Source organism: Streptomyces sp. NPDC020807, from assembly GCF_040641575.1.
GTDB lineage: Bacteria > Actinomycetota > Actinomycetes > Streptomycetales > Streptomycetaceae > Streptomyces.
Map to the genome: position 1 here is coordinate 64,811 of NZ_JBFADU010000012.1, position 17,122 is coordinate 81,932.

At 71.4% G+C, this 17,122-nt stretch carries 13 protein-coding genes; 3 read left to right on the plus strand and 10 right to left on the minus strand.

Annotated features, from left to right (window positions below; all coding sequences use genetic code 11):
- Positions 1-53: 53 nt before the first annotated feature.
- Together AB0G79_RS19230 and AB0G79_RS19235 are read right to left on the minus strand one after the other, a co-directional pair.
- The gene (locus tag AB0G79_RS19230) at positions 54-1,610 is read right to left on the minus strand and encodes a PucR family transcriptional regulator (protein WP_360807893.1); all 1,557 of its coding nucleotides are present in this window, start codon (positions 1,608-1,610) and stop codon (positions 54-56) included.
- A 140-nt stretch (positions 1,611-1,750) separates the two neighbouring features.
- On the minus strand, positions 1,751-4,147 hold the full coding sequence (locus AB0G79_RS19235; RefSeq protein WP_360807895.1) for an ATP/GTP-binding protein: 2,397 nt from the start codon (positions 4,145-4,147) through the stop codon (positions 1,751-1,753).
- Between the two features lie 233 nt (positions 4,148-4,380).
- On the opposite strand from AB0G79_RS19235, the gene gabT reads away from it, so the two are divergent.
- Together gabT and AB0G79_RS19245 are read left to right on the plus strand one after the other, a co-directional pair.
- Entirely contained in the window at positions 4,381-5,715 is a 1,335-nt protein-coding gene (gene gabT, locus AB0G79_RS19240; RefSeq protein WP_360807897.1) for a 4-aminobutyrate--2-oxoglutarate transaminase, read from the plus strand.
- Positions 5,716-5,806: 91 nt separating this feature from the next.
- A complete protein-coding gene (locus tag AB0G79_RS19245) occupies positions 5,807-6,541 on the plus strand; it encodes a phosphatase PAP2 family protein (protein WP_360807899.1) in 735 nt (244 codons plus the stop codon).
- On the opposite strand, the gene AB0G79_RS19250 is transcribed toward AB0G79_RS19245, so the two are convergent.
- The 8 genes from AB0G79_RS19250 to AB0G79_RS19285 all read right to left on the minus strand — a co-directional run bounded on the left by AB0G79_RS19250 (position 6,507) and on the right by AB0G79_RS19285 (position 16,278).
- Positions 6,507-8,321 (minus strand): glycoside hydrolase family 18 protein, encoded by a 1,815-nt coding sequence (locus AB0G79_RS19250; RefSeq protein ID WP_360807901.1) that lies wholly within the window; start codon positions 8,319-8,321, stop codon positions 6,507-6,509. The two genes, AB0G79_RS19245 and AB0G79_RS19250, sit on opposite strands and share 35 nt — an antisense overlap.
- A 102-nt stretch (positions 8,322-8,423) precedes the next feature.
- A complete protein-coding gene (locus AB0G79_RS19255) occupies positions 8,424-8,918 on the minus strand; it encodes a hypothetical protein (protein WP_360807903.1) in 495 nt (164 codons plus the stop codon).
- 127 nt (positions 8,919-9,045) lie between these two features.
- On the minus strand, positions 9,046-10,464 hold the full coding sequence (locus AB0G79_RS19260) for an FAD-dependent oxidoreductase (RefSeq protein ID WP_360807905.1): 1,419 nt from the start codon (positions 10,462-10,464) through the stop codon (positions 9,046-9,048).
- Positions 10,465-10,516: 52 nt separating this feature from the next.
- Positions 10,517-11,311: an ABC transporter permease gene (locus tag AB0G79_RS19265; RefSeq protein WP_360807907.1), complete on the minus strand. Its 795-nt coding sequence runs from the start codon at positions 11,309-11,311 to the stop codon at positions 10,517-10,519.
- A complete protein-coding gene (locus tag AB0G79_RS19270; protein WP_360807909.1) occupies positions 11,311-12,243 on the minus strand; it encodes an ABC transporter permease in 933 nt (310 codons plus the stop codon). Before AB0G79_RS19270 ends, AB0G79_RS19265 begins: the two co-directional genes overlap by 1 nt.
- Positions 12,240-13,388 (minus strand): ABC transporter ATP-binding protein, encoded by a 1,149-nt coding sequence (locus AB0G79_RS19275; RefSeq protein WP_360807911.1) that lies wholly within the window; start codon positions 13,386-13,388, stop codon positions 12,240-12,242. The genes AB0G79_RS19270 and AB0G79_RS19275 overlap by 4 nt, the downstream gene beginning before the upstream one ends.
- A 50-nt stretch (positions 13,389-13,438) precedes the next feature.
- Complete coding sequence (locus AB0G79_RS19280; protein ID WP_360807913.1) at positions 13,439-14,686, minus strand: spermidine/putrescine ABC transporter substrate-binding protein; 1,248 nt, start codon at positions 14,684-14,686, stop codon at positions 13,439-13,441.
- A 77-nt stretch (positions 14,687-14,763) separates the two neighbouring features.
- Positions 14,764-16,278: a gamma-aminobutyraldehyde dehydrogenase gene (locus tag AB0G79_RS19285; RefSeq protein ID WP_360807915.1), complete on the minus strand. Its 1,515-nt coding sequence runs from the start codon at positions 16,276-16,278 to the stop codon at positions 14,764-14,766.
- Positions 16,279-16,453: 175 nt separating this feature from the next.
- On the opposite strand from AB0G79_RS19285, the gene AB0G79_RS19290 reads away from it, so the two are divergent.
- On the plus strand, positions 16,454-17,008 hold the full coding sequence (locus tag AB0G79_RS19290; RefSeq protein WP_360807917.1) for an NADAR family protein: 555 nt from the start codon (positions 16,454-16,456) through the stop codon (positions 17,006-17,008).
- The last annotated feature ends 114 nt before the right edge of the window (positions 17,009-17,122 follow it).

A 17,122-nucleotide genomic window follows, 5' to 3' on the forward strand; every position in this document is an offset into this window, starting at 1 on the left:
CGAGGGCCGGAGCGAGCCCGAGCCCGTAGGAACCCGCGAGGACGAGCGCGCCCCTACGACTCGGCGTCCTCGCCCGTCGCCTTGAGGGCCAGCCACAGCTCCATCCGCACGTCCGCGTCGTCGAGGGAGCGGCCGAGGATCTCCTCCACCCGCCGCATCCGGTAGCGCAGGGTGTGCCGGTGGACGCCCAGGTCGGCGGCGGCGGCGTCCCACTGGCCGTGGCGGGCGAGCCAGGCGCGGAGCGAGGCCACCAGGTCGCCGCGGCCCGTGGCGTCGTGCTCGCGCAGCGCGCGGAGCATGCCGTCGGCGAAGGCGCGGACGGCGTCGTCGGCGAGGAGCGGCAGGACCGAGCCCGCGGCGAGCTCCTCGTGCTCGACGAGCGCGCGGCCCCGGCGACGGGCAACCGCGAGGGCCTGTTCTGCCTGCTTGTACGCGGCTGCCGCCGTGACCGGGCCGGCCGGCGCGGAGAGCCCGACGACGACGCCCGCCTCCTCGGCCTCCCGCTCGGCGTACCCGTGGCAGGCGGCGGCGACCGCACCGCCGTCACCGGCGAGGACGACGAGGCGTGCGTCGCTCTCGGGGACGGTGAGCACCGCCTCGCCCGCGCGGGCGGCGGCGGTCTCCAGGGTCTCGGCGAAGGCCGACAGCGGGGCCTCGGCGGCGGGGTCGCCGCCGGCGGGCTCGGCGACGAGGAGGCGGAAGGGGGCGTCGAGCAGCTCCCCGTACACGTCGCCGGCGACCGCGCGGGCGTGGTCCGGCTGACCGGCGAGCATCATGCGCAGGACGGCGGCGCCCAGGCGGTGCTCGGCGGCCTGGAGGGAGCGGGAACGTTCCGTCGTGAGGGTGAGGAGGGCGATCGCCGAGTGGACGGCGTACCGCTCGGCCGTCCCGAGCGGAGCGCCGGTGCCGACGGCGAGGGCGCCCCGGACGCGGCGGCCCGTGCCGAGGGACTGGAGCTCGACGCGGTCGTCCGTACCGCCGACGACGGCGCTCGCGGGGGCGGGGCGGTCCCGGAGGCGCTCGACGTCGGGGGTGAGCCGGGCGGCGCGGCGGGCGGCCCACTCGGGAGAGACGGCGACGACGGTGCCGGAGGTGTCGTAGAGCGCGGCCCAGCCGTCGACGTGGGCGGCGAGGCGGGCGACGACGGCCTCGGGTCCCTCGGCGAGGGCGGCGCGGGTCAGTTCGCGCTGGGCCTCGAAGCCGGCGGTGACGGCGCGGTACTGGTCGGCGGAGATCGCGGCGGAGACGGCCTTGCTGATGGCGAGGAAGGGGGTGCGGCGCGGGACCTCCAGGAGCGGGAGGTGTTCCTCGCGGGCGGCGTCGAGGAGGGCGCGCGGGATCTCCTCGTAGTTGACGCCGACGGCGAAACCGAGACCGACGACGCCGGCGCCGAGGAGGCGCCGGACGTAGCGGCGCATCGCCTCCAGGTCCTCCGCGTCCAGCGTGAGGGCGGTGGTGAGCAGGAGCTCGCCGCCCTCCATGTACGGGACGGGGTCGGCCAGCTCGCTGACGTGCGCCCAGCGGACGGGGGTGTCGAGGCGGTCCTCACCCGCGCGGACGATCAGCTTGAGGGCGGAGTGCTGCACGAGCGAGGCGAGGGTGGGCGGCATTGGGGACCGTCGGACCTTTGAGCGGGTACCGCCACGGGGCCCGCACGCGGTACTGGGGAGGGCGCCGCTCAGCCGAGCGGCGCCCCTGATTGTGCCAGGGCCCGGACGTGCCCGCTCCGGCTCGACACCTCCCCGCCGCCTCAGCCGCGCAGATCCACGAGGAACGGTGGCGCGTACTCGCCGCGTACGTGCGTGACGGACAGGACGGCGTGCCCCGGGGGGACGGCGTGCGCGAGGTCGGAAGCCGACCAGCGCTCTCGCTCCACCTCCCGCACGGTGACGGCCTCGGTGGTGACCGCCTTGCCGGTCACCAGGCGTCGCATGGCGTGCAGAGCCTTGGTCAGCGGCTCGTCGGAGAGAACCTGCCGGTTGGTGACGTCCCGGGTCTGCACCCATTCGGTTCCCCAGGTCTCGGCGAACCGGCCGCCGTCCCAGGGCGCGATCCCCGCGAAGGCCATGCGGCAGCCGACGGCACCGAGCAGCGGCCCGCGCAGGGCCTCGGGAACGTCCTCCAGGCTGCGGAGCGCCAGGACCACACCGGCGTTGACGGAGCGCAGCCGCTGGACGGTCCGCAGGGATTCGGCGGTGACCGTGTGCGCGGCGTCGTCGAGGACGAGGCAGGCGAACAGGGAGCGGTCGCGGCGGCCGAGGACCGCCTCGCCGAACTGGGCGAGGAGGAGTCGGGACACGATCCGCGAGGCCTCGGCGTGGCCGCGCTCGGGGAGGTCGACGCGGACGCGGAGCGGGTGTTCGAGGGCCCGCAGGGAGAACTGCGGCCGTTGTGCTCCTGTCCCTCCGTCCGCTTCCCTCTCCGCGGGGCCGTGGGGGCCGGGGCCTTCGGCGACGCGGAAGAAGCCGGCGAAGGCCGGCCGGTCGAGGAAGGCGATGCGTTCGGCGAGCAGGATGCCGACCTCGTCGCCGCGGTCGGCCTGCCGCTGCCGGGCGTCCAGCTCGCGCAGCTGGGCGCCGTCGCCCGCGACGGCGGCGCGCAGGGCGTCGAGCACCTCGGGTGTTCCGGCGAGCAGCTCGCGCAGCTCCGGCACGCCGGGGAAACGGCCGTACGCCGCGCGGAACGGCCCGATGAGCTGGGCCAGGGCGGTGGCGGCCCGGCGGCCGTCGGTGACGAGGTCTCCGACGAGGGCCTCGGCGAGGATCCCCGCGGCCTCGTCGGGGTCCTCCGCGCCTCCGTAGAGGTCGAGGTCGTGCGTCGAGCGCGACTGCCCGACCGCGATGACGAGATCGAAGGCCTCGTCCGGGCCGAGGCTCTGGCCTTCCGAGGTGACGGCGACGACCGCCGCCCGGTTGGCGAGCGCCTGGAGGCAGAGCGCCTCGACGACGGGCCGCACGAGGCGCGTGGTCTTGCCGGAGCCCGCGGGCCCGACGGCGAGCAGCGAGGTCCCGAGGAGGTTCGGCTCCAGGGCGACACCGGTCGTGCGCCGGGCGTAGGGGTTGCGGGGGTGATCGGCGGCGGTGCCGATGCGGACCTGGCTGGTGGCGAGGTCGTGGCGGGCTGTGCGGACGGGAAGGTCGCGTGCTCCCGAGGGGTGGCCGCATGCGGCGGCGCCTCGGGTGCGGACGGCCTCGGTGAAGGCGGTGAGCCGTTCCGGGCGGGACCGCACTCCCTCCCAGGCTCGGCGGATCCGGGCGTGGTCGACGTCGCCGAGATCCCCCTGGTGGGTCGCCCGGGCGAGCAGGGCCGCGGTCTCGTCCAGTCCGGCGTCGCGCAGTTCGGGCCACTCGGCGGGATCCTGGGCGGGCGAGGGCTCGCGCCCCGGGGCCGTGGAGGGGGCTTCGTCCCTCCCGAGGCGCCGCCGCACGGCCGGCCAGGTGCCGACCCGTCCGACGACCGCGATGACGGCGGCGGCGAGAACCACGTAGTAGACGGCGTATGCCCAGCTGATCCAGGTGGCCGTTCGGGGCATCTCGCGCCAGACGCCCGGCAGGAACACGAAGAGCGGCCACAGCGGGACGCCGTACCGCTGCCAGACCTCGCGCCAGTTGCCGACGCGGCCGAACCCGATGGCGAAGAGGGTGAGGAGGAGGCCGTACCAGAGGTAGGAGGAGGCCACGTAGAGGGGGAACTGGGGGTGGGTGTGGTTCCACCACTCGGGCGGCACGAGCCAGACCAGGGGCAGCACCCACCAGTTGTTGACGAAGATCCACCACCCCTCCAGATACCCGTTCCACAACAGGGACCACACCAGCCACCCGCAGAGATAAGCGATGAACGCCCCGGTGATCAGCTGCCGCCCCGGCACGAGGTCGGGCTCCCGTTCCGGGCGCGGGTGGTGGCCAAGGCGCCAGATGCCCGGGGCCGCGGCGGGGCGGGGGGCGCGGAGCCACTCGGTCGTACCCCCGCGCGCGGGCGCGTGCGCGGGGGGCGGCGGGGTGGCGGGGCCCCGTGTGGGAGGGGTCGGGGGGGCGGGTGGGGGGCCGGCCGGCACAGGCGGTGCCCCCGGCGGTACGGGTGGGTCCGCCGGTCGGGGGATCGACCCGCCCCGCGTGTCCCGTGACTCGTACGTGCCGTCGGTCTCCATGAACCCCTGCCCCCTGACCAGCCAGGTCGCCGCGTCTGTGCCACCGTCAATCTAGTGGGCCGGGCGCCGCCCGGAGGGGATTCGCCGAGCCCTGTGAAGAGGGGTCGGCCTGTCCATCCCGGACAACGACACGGCCCTACCACTCCCGATCGGCGCATGCCTGACCCCCTCCCCCGCGCCTAGCCTGCGGAGGAAACCCGCAAGTGCGTCCAGAACACCCCCAGGAGCCCCGCATGAACGCTGTCCCGCAGGAGCGGCGCGTCGTCACCGCCATTCCCGGTCCGAAGTCGCAGGAGCTTCAGGCTCGCCGGCTGGACACCGTCGCCGGGGGCGTGGGCTCCACGCTGCCCGTCTTCACGAAGCGGGCCGGCGGCGGCATCATCGAGGACGTCGACGGCAACCGCCTGATCGACTTCGGCTCCGGCATCGCCGTGACGTCCGTCGGCGCCTCCGCCGAGGCCGTCGTGCGCCGCGCCGCCGCGCAGCTCCAGGACTTCACGCACACCTGCTTCATGGTGACCCCGTACGAGGGTTACGTGGAGGTCTGCGAGGCCCTCGCCGAGCTGACCCCGGGCGACCACGCCAAGAAGTCCGCGCTGTTCAACTCGGGCGCCGAGGCCGTCGAGAACGCGGTGAAGATCGCCCGCTCGTACACCAAGCGCCAGGCCGTCGTCGTCTTCGACCACGGCTACCACGGCCGTACGAACCTCACCATGGGCATGACGGCGAAGAACATGCCGTACAAGCAGGGCTTCGGTCCGTTCGCCCCCGAGGTCTACCGCGTGCCGGTCGCCTACGGCTACCGCTGGCCCACCGGTGCCGAGAACTGCGGCCCCGAGGCCGCCGCCCAGGCGATCGACAACATCACCAAGCAGATCGGCGCCGAGAACGTCGCCGCGATCGTCATCGAGCCGGTCCTCGGCGAGGGTGGCTTCATCGAGCCGGCCAAGGGCTTCCTGCCGGCGATCGTGAAGTTCGCCAACGACAACGGCATCGTCTTCGTGGCCGACGAGATCCAGGCCGGCTTCTGCCGCACGGGCCAGTGGTTCGCGTGCGAGGACGAGGGCATCGTCCCGGACCTCATCACCACCGCCAAGGGCATCGCGGGCGGTCTGCCGCTCGCCGCCGTCACCGGCCGCGCCGAGATCATGGACTCCGTCCACGGCGGCGGTCTGGGCGGCACCTACGGTGGCAACCCGGTCGCCTGCGCCGGTGCCCTCGGCGCCATCGAGACGATGAAGGAGCTCGACCTCAACGGCAAGGCGAAGCGCATCGAGGAGGTCATGAAGGCCCGCCTCACCGCCATGCAGGAGAAGTTCCCGGTCATCGGTGACATCCGCGGCCGCGGCGCCATGATCGCCATCGAGCTCGTGAAGGACCCGGAGACCAAGGCGCCGCACGCCGAGGCCGCCGCCGCGCTCGCGAAGTTCTGCCACAACGAGGGTGTGCTGGTCCTGACCTGCGGCACCTACGGCAACGTGCTGCGCTTCCTGCCGCCGCTGGTCATCGGCGAGGACCTCCTCAACGAGGGCCTGGACGTCATCGAGAGCGCGCTCGCCACCGTCTGAGCACGCGCGGTGTGAAGACCTTGTGGGGGGCCGATGGCGGGATCACGATCCCGCTGTCGGCCCCCTTCCTCGTGGCGTACGGTTTCTGCAGATGAGAGAGACACCCCGGGCGGAGCCTCCCCAGCCCCGCCCACACCGTGCCACCGCGCACACGCCCGGCGCTTCATGCTCCGGAACTCCTCACCGATCGGATGGCCGCCCGCCCCACACCCCCCGGGGCGCGCGGCAGCCCGATCCCCTCGGCCGCCCTGGAACCACCCCCCCTGTTCCAGGGCGGCCGGCTCTCCTCTCGGCGCTCGTCGCCCTCGCCGTCGTGACCTGGCAGGTGCTCGTCCACGGCCCCTTGGCCAGGCTCGACGAGCGGGTGTCCCGCGCGGTGGTCGACACGGTCCCCCGGCGCCTGAGCGAGCTCGCCTCCGACCTCGGCAACATGACGGTCGCCCTCCCGGTCCTCGCCTGCGCGACGGCGTACGCGCTGTGGCGGGGCAGACGGTCCGCGGCCCTCCACGCCGGCCTCGCCATGGCCGCGGTGCCGCTCCTCGTCGTCCCCCTGAAGGAGTGGACGGCCCGACCCGGCCCCCTCGAACCCTGGGCCCACGGCTACTACCCCTCCGGCCACACCGCCACCGCGATGGTCGCCTACTTCGGCGCCGCCTTCCTCGTCTCGAACCGCCTGATCCCCGTCGCCGCCGTGCTGACGGCGGTGACGGGGACCGGGCTCGTCCTGCGGGGGTATCACTGGCCGCTGGACGTGGTGGCGAGTCTCTGCCTGGGGTTCCTGGTCCTGGGCGTCAGTTCCACTTGTACGCGTCGAAGTTCCGGCTGAACTCCCACGCGTTGTAGCGGTCCCAGTTGATCGACCACGTCATCAGGCCGCGCAGGGCCGGCCAGGTGCCGTGGGTCTGGTAGCTGCCGCAGTCGGTCTTCTTCGTCAGGCAGTTCAGGGCCTTGTTCACCTCCGTCGGGCTCGTGTGCCCGTTGCCCGCCTGGGTGGAGGCCGGGAGGCCGATGGCGACCTGGTCCGGGCGGAGCGCCGGGAAGACCCGGGAGGTGTTGCCCGCCACCGGGAAGCCGGTGAGGAGCATGTCGGTCATGGCGATGTGGAAGTCCGCGCCGCCCATCGAGTGGTACTGGTTGTCCAGGCCCATGATCGAGCCCGAGTTGTAGTCCTGGACGTGGAGCAGCGTGAGGTCGTCGCGCAGGGCGTGGATGACCGGGAGGTACGCGCCCGCGCGCGGGTCCTGGCCGCCCCAGGGGCCGGAGCCGTAGTACTGGTAGCCGAGCTGGACGAAGAAGGTCTCGGGGGCCATCGTCAGGACGAAGCCGGCGCCGTACTTGGCCTTCAGGGTCTTGACCGCCTGGATGAGGTTGACGATGACGGGGGTCGTCGGGCTGCGGAAGTCGGTGTCGCCGGTCTGGAGCGAGAGCGAGTGGCCCTCGAAGTCGATGTCGAGGCCGTCGAGGCCGTACTCGTCGATGATCTTCGAGACGGAGCTGACGAAGGCGTCGCGCGCCGCGGTGGTGGCCAGCTGGACCTGGCCGTTCTGGCCGCCGATGGAGATGAGGACCTTCTTGCCGGCGGCCTGCTTGGCCTTGATCGCCGCCTTGAAGTCGGCCGCGGACTCGACGTTCGGGCACTCGGTGGCCGGGCAGAGGCTGAAGCGGATGTCGCCGGAGGTCACCGAGGTCGGCTCGCCGAAGGCCAGGTTGATGACGTCCCAGGAGTCGGGGACGTCGGCCATGCGGGTGTAGCCGGAGCCGTTGGCGAAGCTCGCGTGGAGGTAGCCGACGAGGGCGTGCGCGGGAAGGGTGCCGGGGTTTCCGCCGCCGCCCGAGGTCGTGCTCGCGGTGAGCGGCGCGGACTTCGGCGACTCGCCGGCGCTGTTCACCGCCGTCACCTGGAAGGTGTACGGGGTGTTCGGCGCGAGCCCGGAGACGGTGGCCGAGGGGGTGGTGGTCGTGAGGACCTTGGCGTTTCCGACGTAGACGTTGTACGAGGTGGCCCCCGCGACGGCCGTCCAGGTGAGCGGGACCGAGGAGGAGGTCGCGGTGCCGGTGGAGAGGCCCGCCGGTGCGGCCGGGAGCTGCACCGGGTCGCCCCCGGGGCCGTACAGCGAGAGGTCGTCGGCCTGGTAGGCGGGGGTGCCGTACCAGCCGTGGGTGTACAGGGTGACGGAGGTCGTCGAGGCGCCCGTCGTGAAGCGGGTCGTCAGGCGCTGCCAGTCGGGTGCCGAGGCCGTCCAGGTGGAGACGTCGGTGGTGCCGGTGCCGGAGGCGCCGAGGTACACGTAGCTCCCGCGCACCCAGCCGCTCACCTCGTACGAGGAGTTGGGCTTCACGGTGACGGTCTGGGAGCACTTGGCGTTGTCGGCGCCGGACGGGGTGGCCTGGAGCGCCTTCGTCCCGCCGTGGACGGGGGACGAGACGACGGTGCCGCTGCCGGCCGTGCAGGTCCAGCCGTCGAGGCCGGCCTCGAAGCCGCCGTTGCGGGCGAGCTCGGCGTCGGCGGCCAGGGCCGTCACGGGGGTGAGGGCCAGGAGGCCGCCGGCGGCGAGTGCGCCCGCCAGCAGCAGGGTGAGGGGTCTGGGGGGTCTGGTGCGGTCCACAACTGCCTCCGGAGGTGGGGGAATCGAGGTGGAGCGGGCGCGCCACAGCATGGTCCAGACCAATTGAGTGGTCAAGACCTCTGACTCGACCGACCCTCCGGGTCAGTCCCGCTCGCCCTCCCTCGCGTCCCCCCTCACACCCTCTCCCGCCAGCTGCCCCGCCGCCTCGTGCATCGCCAGTTCGAGGAGCGAGGTGTCGTTGAGCGTGCCCTTCCCGTCCGGCTGCACCAGCCACCGCACCCCGCCCGTCGCGCGGCCCGGATAGGGCACGACGATCCAGGTGCCCGTGCCCGCCGTCCGCACGCCGGTGCCGAGCCAGCGGGCGGCCGTGCCCGGCGGGACGAAGAACCCGATCCGGGCGTCGCCGAAGTCGGCGAGCACCGGCCCCGGCCGGTCGACCAGGCGGTTCAGCACGTCAAGGGTGGGATAGCCGAGCTCTCCGGGCAGGATCAGAACGTCCCAACGCCTGCCGGCGGGCAGCAGCGCGACCCCGTGGGGGTTGCGCTCCCACTCCCACCGGCAGGCGTCGGGATCGGGTGCGACCGAAGTCAGCCACTCCACCGCACTCCTGGCGCCCGTGGCCCCCGTACCGGTCATATCGGCGTTCTCCTTCCGTGGGGACGGGGACTCGGTGTCCACGTCCACACGGAGAGAGCGGGGAGGGCGTCTTCTCTTACGCGGTTTCGGCTACCCGGCAGTTGTGATGTACGTCACAGGGCGGGGCTCAGCTGTCGAAGCCGAGGCCCATGCGGTCCATGGTCTTCAGCCACAGGTTCCGCCGGCCGCCGTTCTCGTCGGCGCGCGCCAGCGACCACTTGGTGATGCCGATGCCGGCCCACGCGATCGGCTCGGGCGGGAACGGCAGCGGCTTCGAGCGGACCATGTCCAGGCGCGTGCGCTCGGTGCTCTCCCCCGCCAGCAGGTCGAGCATGACGTCCCCGCCGAAGCGGGTCGCGCCGACGCCGAGGCCGGTGAACCCGGCCGCGTACGCCACCTTGCCCTGGTACGCCGTGCCGAAGAAGGCCGAGAAGCGCGAGCAGGTGTCGATCGCGCCTCCCCAGGCGTGGCTGAAGCGCAGGCCCTCCAGCTGCGGGAAGCAGCGGAAGAAGTGCTCGGCCAGCTTGAGGTAGGTCTCCGGGCGGTTGTCCATCGCCGCGTCGACCTTCCCGCCGAAGGGGTAGATCGCGTCGTAACCGCCCCAGAGGATGCGGTTGTCGGCGGTGATCCGGAAGTAGTGGAACTGGTTGGCGGAGTCGCCGAGGCCCTGCCGGTTCTTCCAGCCGATCGAGGCGAGCTGCTCGGGGCTGAGCGGCTCGGTCATGAGGGCGTAGTCGTAGACCGGGACGGTGTACGAGCGGACCCGCTTGACGAGCGACGGGAAGACGTTGGTGCCGAGCGCGACCCGGCGGGCGAGGATCCGCCCGTACGGGGTGCGCACGCCCATGCCGGCGCCGACCGAGGCGATGTCGAGGCCGGGGGTGTTCTCGTAGATCCGCACGCCCAGGTCCTGGCAGGCCCGCTTGAGGCCCCAGGCCAGCTTCGCCGGGTTGAGCATGGCGACGCCGCGCTTGTCCCACATGCCGCCGAGGAAGGTCGGGGAGTTCACCTCGGCCCGTACGGCGTCCTGGTCGAGCAGCTCGATGCCGTCGGCGAGGCCGAGACGGTCGATCTCCTCGTACACCTCGTGGAGCTCGTCGACCTGGTACGGCTCGGTGGCGACGTCGATCTCGCCGGTGCGCTCGAAGTCGCAGTCCAGCCCGTAGCGGGCGACCGCCTCCTCGATTCCGTCGAGGTTGCGCTCCCCCATCTCCTCCAGCTTCGGGAGCTCGCCCGGCCAGCGGGCGAGTCCGTTGCCGAAGCCGTGGGTGAGGGAGGCGGCGCAGAAGCCGCCGTTGCGGCCCGAGGCGGCCCAGCCCACCTCGCGGCCTTCGATCAGCACGACGTCCCTGGAGGGATCGCGCTCCTTGGCGAGGAGCGCGGTCCACAGTCCGCTGTATCCGCCGCCGACCACGAGGAGATCGCACTTCTCGGTGCCGGTGAGGGCGGGCAGGGCTCCGGGCTTGCCGGGGTCTTCCAGCCAGAAGGGGACGGGCTGGGCGTCGGAGAGAGATTGTGCAGCGAGACGCATGGCAACTGGGGCCATGGTTTCCAACTCCTTCAGTGCCTGCGCGGTGGTTCCCTGATCAGGAGTCCGCTCAGGCTGTTGCTGTTTTCTTGCGCCGGTTCGTGATGATCTGTCCGGCCATGACCATCAGTACCGCGAGGACGAACATCGCGGTGCCGATGACGTTGATCTGAACGGGGGTGCCTCGCTGCGCCGAGCCCCAGACGAACATGGGGAAGGTGACGGTGGAACCCGCGTTGAAGTTGGTGATGATGAAGTCGTCGAACGAGAGCGCGAAGGCCAGCAGGGCGCCGGCGGCGATGCCGGGCGCGACGATCGGCAGGGTCACGCGCAGGAAGGTCTGCGTGGGACTCGCGTAGAGGTCGCGCGCGGCCTCCTCGAGGCGCGGGTCCATGGAGACGACCCGGGCCTTGACCGCCGTCACGACGAACGACAGGCAGAAGGTGATGTGGGCGATCAGGACCGTCCAGAAGCCCAGCTCGATCCCCATGTTGAGGAAGAGGGTGAGCATCGAGGCGGCCATGACGACCTCGGGCATCGCCATCGGCAGGAAGATCAGCGAGTTGACCGCGCCGCGCGCCCGGAAGCGGTAGCGGACGAGCGCGAAGGCGATCAGCGTGCCGAAGACGACGGCGCCGACGGTGGCCCAGGCGGCGAGCTGGAGGGAGAGCGAGAGCGACGCGCACATGTCGGCGACGCCGCAGGGGTCCTTCCAGGCGTCGAGCGAGAACTCCTGCCAGGAGTAGTTGAAGCGCCCCTTCGGCTTGTTGAAGGAGAACGCCATCACCACGAGGTTCGGCAGGATCATGTACGCGAGCGTCAGCAGGCCCGCGATGACGACGAGGTTCTTCCGGAGCCAGCGCATCAGACGAGGTCCTCCGTTCCGGCCTTGCGGATGTAGATCGTGACCATGCCGAGCACGATCGCCATCAGGATGAAGGAGAGCGCGGCGGCGGTCGGGTAGTCGAGGACGCGGAGGAACTGCGACTGGATGACGTTGCCGACCATCTTGGTGTCGGTGGAGCCGAGCAGCTCGGCGTTGACGTAGTCACCGCTCGCCGGGATGAAGGTGAGCAGGGTGCCGGAGACGACGCCGGGCATCGACAGCGGGAAGGTCACCTTGCGGAAGGTGGTCGCCGGGGAGGCGTACAGGTCCTGCGCGGCCTCGTGCAGCCGGCCGTCGATCCGCTCCAGGGAGGTGTAGAGGGGCAGGATCATGAACGGCAGGAAGTTGTACGTGAGACCGCAGACGACCGCCATCGGCGTGGCGAGGACGCGGTCGCCCTCGGTCCAGCCGAGCCAGCTGGTGACGTCGAGGAAGTGGAGGGCGTTGAGCACCTCCACGACGACGCTGTCGTCGGCCAGGATCGTCTTCCACGCGAGCGTGCGGATGAGGAAGCTGGTGAAGAACGGCGCGATGACGAGGACCAGGAGCAGCATCCGCCAGCGGCCGGCCCGGAAGGCGATCAGGTACGCCAGCGGGTAGCCGAGCAGCAGGCACAGGAAGGTCGCGGTCCCGGCGTACAGCAGGGAGCGGACGAACTGCGGCCAGTACTCGGTGAAGGCGTCCCAGTACGTCTGGAAGTGCCAGGTGACCTCGAAGCCCTGCTCCAGGGAGCCGGTCTGGACCGAGGTGGAGGCCTGGTAGACCAGCGGCAGCGCGAAGAAGACGAGCAGCCAGACGATGCCGGGGATCAGCAGCAGGTAGGGGATGGCCCGCTTGCGGGTGGAGGGCTTGCGCAGAACCGGTTCCTCAGCCGATTCCGGAGCCTTTTCCTCCAGGGTGGGGGCGCTCATCCGGCGTCCTCCACCGTCTCCACACCCGCGTCGATGTCCTGGGCCGCGTCGAGGCCGAAGGTGTGCGCCGGGTTCCAGTGCAGGACGACCTGGGCGCCGGGGACCAGGCGCGTGTCGCGTTCGATGTTCTGCTCGTAGACCTGGAGCTCCGCGCCGGCCGGCGAGTTCACCACGTACTGCGTGGAGACGCCGATGAAGGAGGAGTCGACGATCCGGCCGGTCACGCGGTTGCGGCCGTCCGCGATCGAGCCCGCGTCGTCGGCGTGCGCGAGCGAGATCTTCTCCGGGCGGACGCCCACGAGGAGCTTGCCGCCCTGGCGGACGGCGGAGGTACAGCGGTCACCGGGGACGCGGAGCTTGCCGCCGCCCGCGGTGACGAGCACGTCCGAACCGGTCTCCAGGACCTCGGCCTCGATGAGGTTCGAGGTGCCGAGGAAGTTCGCGACGAAGGTGGTCTGCGGGTTCTCGTACAGGTCGGCGGGGGCGCCGAGCTGCTCGACGCGTCCGCCGTTCATCACCGCGACCTGGTCGGCCATGGTCATGGCCTCCTCCTGGTCGTGGGTGACGTGGACGAAGGTGATGCCGACCTCGGTCTGGATCCGCTTCAGCTCCAGCTGCATCTGGCGGCGCAGCTTGAGGTCGAGCGCGCCGAGCGGCTCGTCGAGCAGGAGGACCTGGGGGTGGTTGATGAGCGCGCGGGCGACGGCGACGCGCTGCTGCTGGCCACCGGAGAGCTGGTGCGGCTTGTGGCGGGCCTTGTCGCCGAGCTGGACGAGTTCCAGCATGTCGTCGACCTGCTTCTTCACCGACTTGATGCCGCGGCGGCGGAGGCCGAAGGCGATGTTCTCGGAGATGTCCATGTGCGGGAAGAGCGCGTAGGACTGGAAGACGGTGTTGACCGGCCGCTTGTACGGCGGGAGGTCGGTGACGTCCTTGTCGCCGAGGAAGACGGTGCCCGTGGTCGGGTCCTCCAGGCCGGCGATCATGCGCAGCGTGGTGGTCTTTCCGCAGCCGGAGGCGCCGAGGAGGGCGAAGAAGGAGCCCTCGGGGACGGTGAGGTCGAGCGGCTTGACGGCGTGGAAGGAGCCGTACGACTTGCTGATCCCGCTGAGGCGGACATCGCCGCCGGTGGTCTTGTCAGTCATGGGGTGTGGTCCCAAGGAGTGAGAAGTGAGAGAGGTGGACGACGACGGGCTCAGGCGCCGATGAGCTTGGCGAACTTCTCCTCGTACGCCGTCTCCTCCGCGCTGGAGAGCGAGCGGAAGGAGCGCGACTTCCTGGCCATCGCCTTGTCCGGGAGGATCAGCGTGTTGCTCGCGAGCTCCGGGTCGATCTTGGCGAGCTCGTCCTTCACCCCGTCGACGGGGCAGACGTAGTTGATGTACGCGGCGAGCTGGGCGGCCACGGGAAGCTCGTAGTAGTAGTCGATGAGCTTCTCGGCGTTGGCCTTGTGGCGGGCACCGGCCGGGACGAGGAGGTTGTCGCTGGAGGTGATGTATCCGGCGGCGGGGATGGCGAACTTGATGTCCGGGTTGTCCGCCTGGAGCTGGATGACGTCACCGGCCCACGCGAGGCAGGCGGCCAGGTCGCCCTTGTCGAGGTCCGAGGTGTAGTCGTTGCCGGTGAAGCGGCGGATCTGCTTCTTGTCGACGCCCTTCTGGAGGCGTCCGATCGCCGCGTCGAAGTCGGCGTCGGTGAACTTGCCGGGGTCCTTGCCCATGTCGAGCAGGGTCATGCCGACGGAGTCGCGCATCTCCGTGAGGAAGCCGACGCGGCCCTTGAGCGAGGGGTCGTCGAGCATCTGGGAGACGGATTCGACCTTCTTGCCGCCGGTCGCCTTCTCGTTGTAGGCGATGACGGTGGAGATGCCCGTCCACGGGTACGAGTAGGAGCGGCCCGGGTCCCAGTCGGGACGGCGGAACTGCAGGGAGAGGTTGGCGTACGCGTTGGGCAGGTGGGCCGGGTCCAGCTTCTGGACCCATCCGAGCCTGATCATGCGGGCCGCGAGCCAGTCCGTGACGCAGATCAGGTCACGGCCGGTCTCCTGGCCGGCCGCGAGCTGCGGCTTGATCTTGCCGAAGAACTCGACGTTGTCGTTGATGTCCTCGGTGTACTTGACCTTGATCCCGGTGCGTTTCGTGAACGCCTCCAGCGTGGGACGGGACTTCTCGTCCTCGCTGATGTCCATGTACTCGGTCCAGTTGGAGAAGGCGAGCGTCTTCTCCTTGGCCGAGTCGTCCGTGGAGGCGGGGCCCTGGCCCTCTCGCTTGGCCGGCGGGATGCCGCAGGCGGTCAGACCGGCGAGACCGCCGATCGTGAGCGCCCCGACGCCACCGGCGCGGAGCATCGAGCGGCGGGTGAGGGCGCCCCGGCCGCTGGTCAGGCTGCGCTGCATCGCCGCAAGCTGCGCGGCGGACAGGCTCTCGGGCTCGTACTGCTCCATGCGCTGTGCCCTTTCGGGAAGATGTGGCCGCCGCTGGTCAGACGGCGGCCACGCGGCGGTGGCCGCATGTCGAATGCTTATCGGTCCCCGAAGATCGTGCGGTGCCAGTCCTTCGCGGCGACCGCAGTGTTGTCGAACATCACGTGCTTGACCTGCGTGTACTCCTCGAAGGAGTACGCCGACATGTCCTTTCCGTATCCCGATGCCTTGGTTCCGCCGTGCGGCATCTCGCTGATGATCGGGATGTGGTCGTTGACCCAGACGCAGCCCGCCTTGAGCTCCCGCGTGGCGCGGTTGGCCCGGAAGACGTCCTTGGTCCAGGCGGAGGCGGCGAGGCCGTAGGGGGTGTCGTTGGCGAGCTGGATGCCCTCGTCATCGCTGTCGAAGGGCAGGGCCACCAGGACGGGCCCGAAGATCTCCGACTGGACGACCTCGCTGTCCTGGGACGCGCCGGTGATCAGGGTCGGACGATAGTACGCGCCGTCCTTCAGGTCACCCCCCGGGGCCTCTCCGCCGCAGACGACGGTGGCGTAGTCGCGGGCGCGCTCGACGAAGCCGGCGACGCTGTCGCGCTGGGCGAAGCTGACCAGCGGGCCGAGGTCGGTGGTGGCCGCGAAGGGGTCGCCGACGCGGACGGAGTCCATCAGCTCGGCGACGCGGGCGACGAAGGCGTCGAACAGCGGGCGCTGGACGTAGGCGCGGGTGGCGGCGGTGCAGTCCTGGCCCGTGTTGATGAGCGAGGCGGCGACGGCGCCGTGGGCGGCGGCCTCCAGGTCGGCGTCGTCGAAGACGACGAAGGGCGCCTTGCCGCCGAGCTCCAGGTGGAGGCGCTTGACGGTCTGGGTGGCGACCTCGGCGACGCGCTTGCCGACGCCGGTGGAGCCGGTGAAGGAGGTCATGACGACGTCGGGGTGGCCGACGAGGTGCTCGCCGACGACCCGGCCGGAGCCGCTGACGATGTTGATCACGCCGTCGGGGATGCCGGCCTCGGTGGCCGCCATCGCGAAGAGCAGCGAGGTCAGCGGGGTGATCTCGGCCGGCTTCAGGACGATCGTGTTGCCGGCGGCGATGGCCGGGAGGATCTTCCAGGCCGCCATCTGGAGCGGGTAGTTCCAGGGGGCGATGGAGCCGATGACGCCGAGCGCCTCGCGCCGGACGTACGAGGTGTGGTCACCGCTGTACTCGGCGGCCGCCTGGCCCTGGAGGTGGCGCGCGGCCCCCGCGAAGAAGGCCGTGTTGTCGATCGTGCCGGGTACGTCGAACTCGGTGGTGAGCCGGAGCGGCTTGCCCGCCTGGAGCGACTCGACGGTCGCGATGTCCTCGGCCCAGTCGGCGAGGACGCCGGCGAAGCGGTGGATGGCGTCGGAGCGCTCTCCGGGGGTCGCGCCGGACCAGCCCGGGAAGGCGGCCTTGGCGGCGGCGACGGCCTCGTCGACATCGGCGGTGGAGGCGAGCCGGTAGGTGTAGATGCCCTCCCCGGTCGCCGGGTTGATCACGGTGTGTTCCCGATCGGAGGTTCCGGGCCGCAGCCGCCCGCCGATGTACTGTGCGCCGTCCGCGAAGCGGTCGATCACCTGGAAGCGGTTGCCCATCACGCTCTCCGTTGTCCCAGCTCGATTTGAGTGCCGATCCTGACATGTGAGGTCGCCCTCAACAAGTGATTCCGTTGTTGCCTTTTGGTTACGCGACGGAATCGGTCGACCATATGTCGAGGCCGCCGGAAAATCTCCGTACGGAGTGTCCGTGGCGGATGCCACACTCGCATGCATGAACAAGATCGACGAGCTGACGCAGCAGGTCACCGGGGGTGAGCGGGTCAAGTGGCTGCTCTTCTGGGGCCACCGTCCGCACCCCTCGGGCCGTCTCTCGGCGAGCTGCCTGAGCCAGTGGTGGCCGGCACCCTTCGTCGTCGACGGAGTGCGCTACGAGACGGCCGAGCACTGGATGATGGCGGCGAAGGCGCGCCTCTTCGGCGACGCCGAGGCCGAGCGCGCCGCGCTCTCCGCCCGTACGCCCGCGGAGGCGAAGAAGGCGGGCCGGCTGGTCCGGGGCTTCGACGAGGCGGTGTGGGAGCGGGAGCGGTTCGGGATCGTCGTCGAGGGCAGCGCGCACAAGTTCGCCTCGGACGAGGCCCTGCGCTCGTACCTGCTCTCGACGGGCTCGCGGGTGCTCGTGGAGGCCAGCCCGGTGGACCGGATCTGGGGCATCGGGCTCGACGCCGACGACCCGCGGGCGCAGGACCCGGCGCGGTGGCGCGGGCTGAACCTGCTGGGCTTCGCGCTGATGGAGGCGCGGGACCGGCTGCGCGCCACGGCCTGCTAGCACCGCGGCCCGCTAGCGCCGCGGCCGGCCGGCGGGTACGTACCCGCCGGCGGTAGGGCCGGCCGGCCGTACGGCGAAGGGCCCGCCCCCTCGGGTGCGGGCCCTTCGCGGCTG

Excerpts from the sequence above, each read along its gene's own strand:
- AB0G79_RS19230 (WP_360807893.1), bottom strand. The coding sequence starts at position 1,610 with ATGCCGCCCACCCTCGCCTCGCTCGTGCAGCACTCCGCCCTCAAGCTG.
- AB0G79_RS19235 (WP_360807895.1), bottom strand. The coding sequence starts at position 4,147 with ATGGAGACCGACGGCACGTACGAGTCACGGGACACGCGGGGCGGGTCG.
- gabT (WP_360807897.1), top strand. The coding sequence starts at position 4,381 with ATGAACGCTGTCCCGCAGGAGCGGCGCGTCGTCACCGCCATTCCCGGT.
- AB0G79_RS19245 (WP_360807899.1), top strand. The coding sequence starts at position 5,807 with ATGAGAGAGACACCCCGGGCGGAGCCTCCCCAGCCCCGCCCACACCGT.
- AB0G79_RS19255 (WP_360807903.1), bottom strand. The coding sequence starts at position 8,918 with ATGACCGGTACGGGGGCCACGGGCGCCAGGAGTGCGGTGGAGTGGCTG.
- AB0G79_RS19260 (WP_360807905.1), bottom strand. The coding sequence starts at position 10,464 with ATGGCCCCAGTTGCCATGCGTCTCGCTGCACAATCTCTCTCCGACGCC.
- AB0G79_RS19265 (WP_360807907.1), bottom strand. The coding sequence starts at position 11,311 with ATGCGCTGGCTCCGGAAGAACCTCGTCGTCATCGCGGGCCTGCTGACG.
- AB0G79_RS19270 (WP_360807909.1), bottom strand. The coding sequence starts at position 12,243 with ATGAGCGCCCCCACCCTGGAGGAAAAGGCTCCGGAATCGGCTGAGGAA.
- AB0G79_RS19275 (WP_360807911.1), bottom strand. The coding sequence starts at position 13,388 with ATGACTGACAAGACCACCGGCGGCGATGTCCGCCTCAGCGGGATCAGC.
- AB0G79_RS19280 (WP_360807913.1), bottom strand. The coding sequence starts at position 14,686 with ATGGAGCAGTACGAGCCCGAGAGCCTGTCCGCCGCGCAGCTTGCGGCG.
- AB0G79_RS19285 (WP_360807915.1), bottom strand. The coding sequence starts at position 16,278 with ATGGGCAACCGCTTCCAGGTGATCGACCGCTTCGCGGACGGCGCACAG.
- AB0G79_RS19290 (WP_360807917.1), top strand. The coding sequence starts at position 16,454 with ATGAACAAGATCGACGAGCTGACGCAGCAGGTCACCGGGGGTGAGCGG.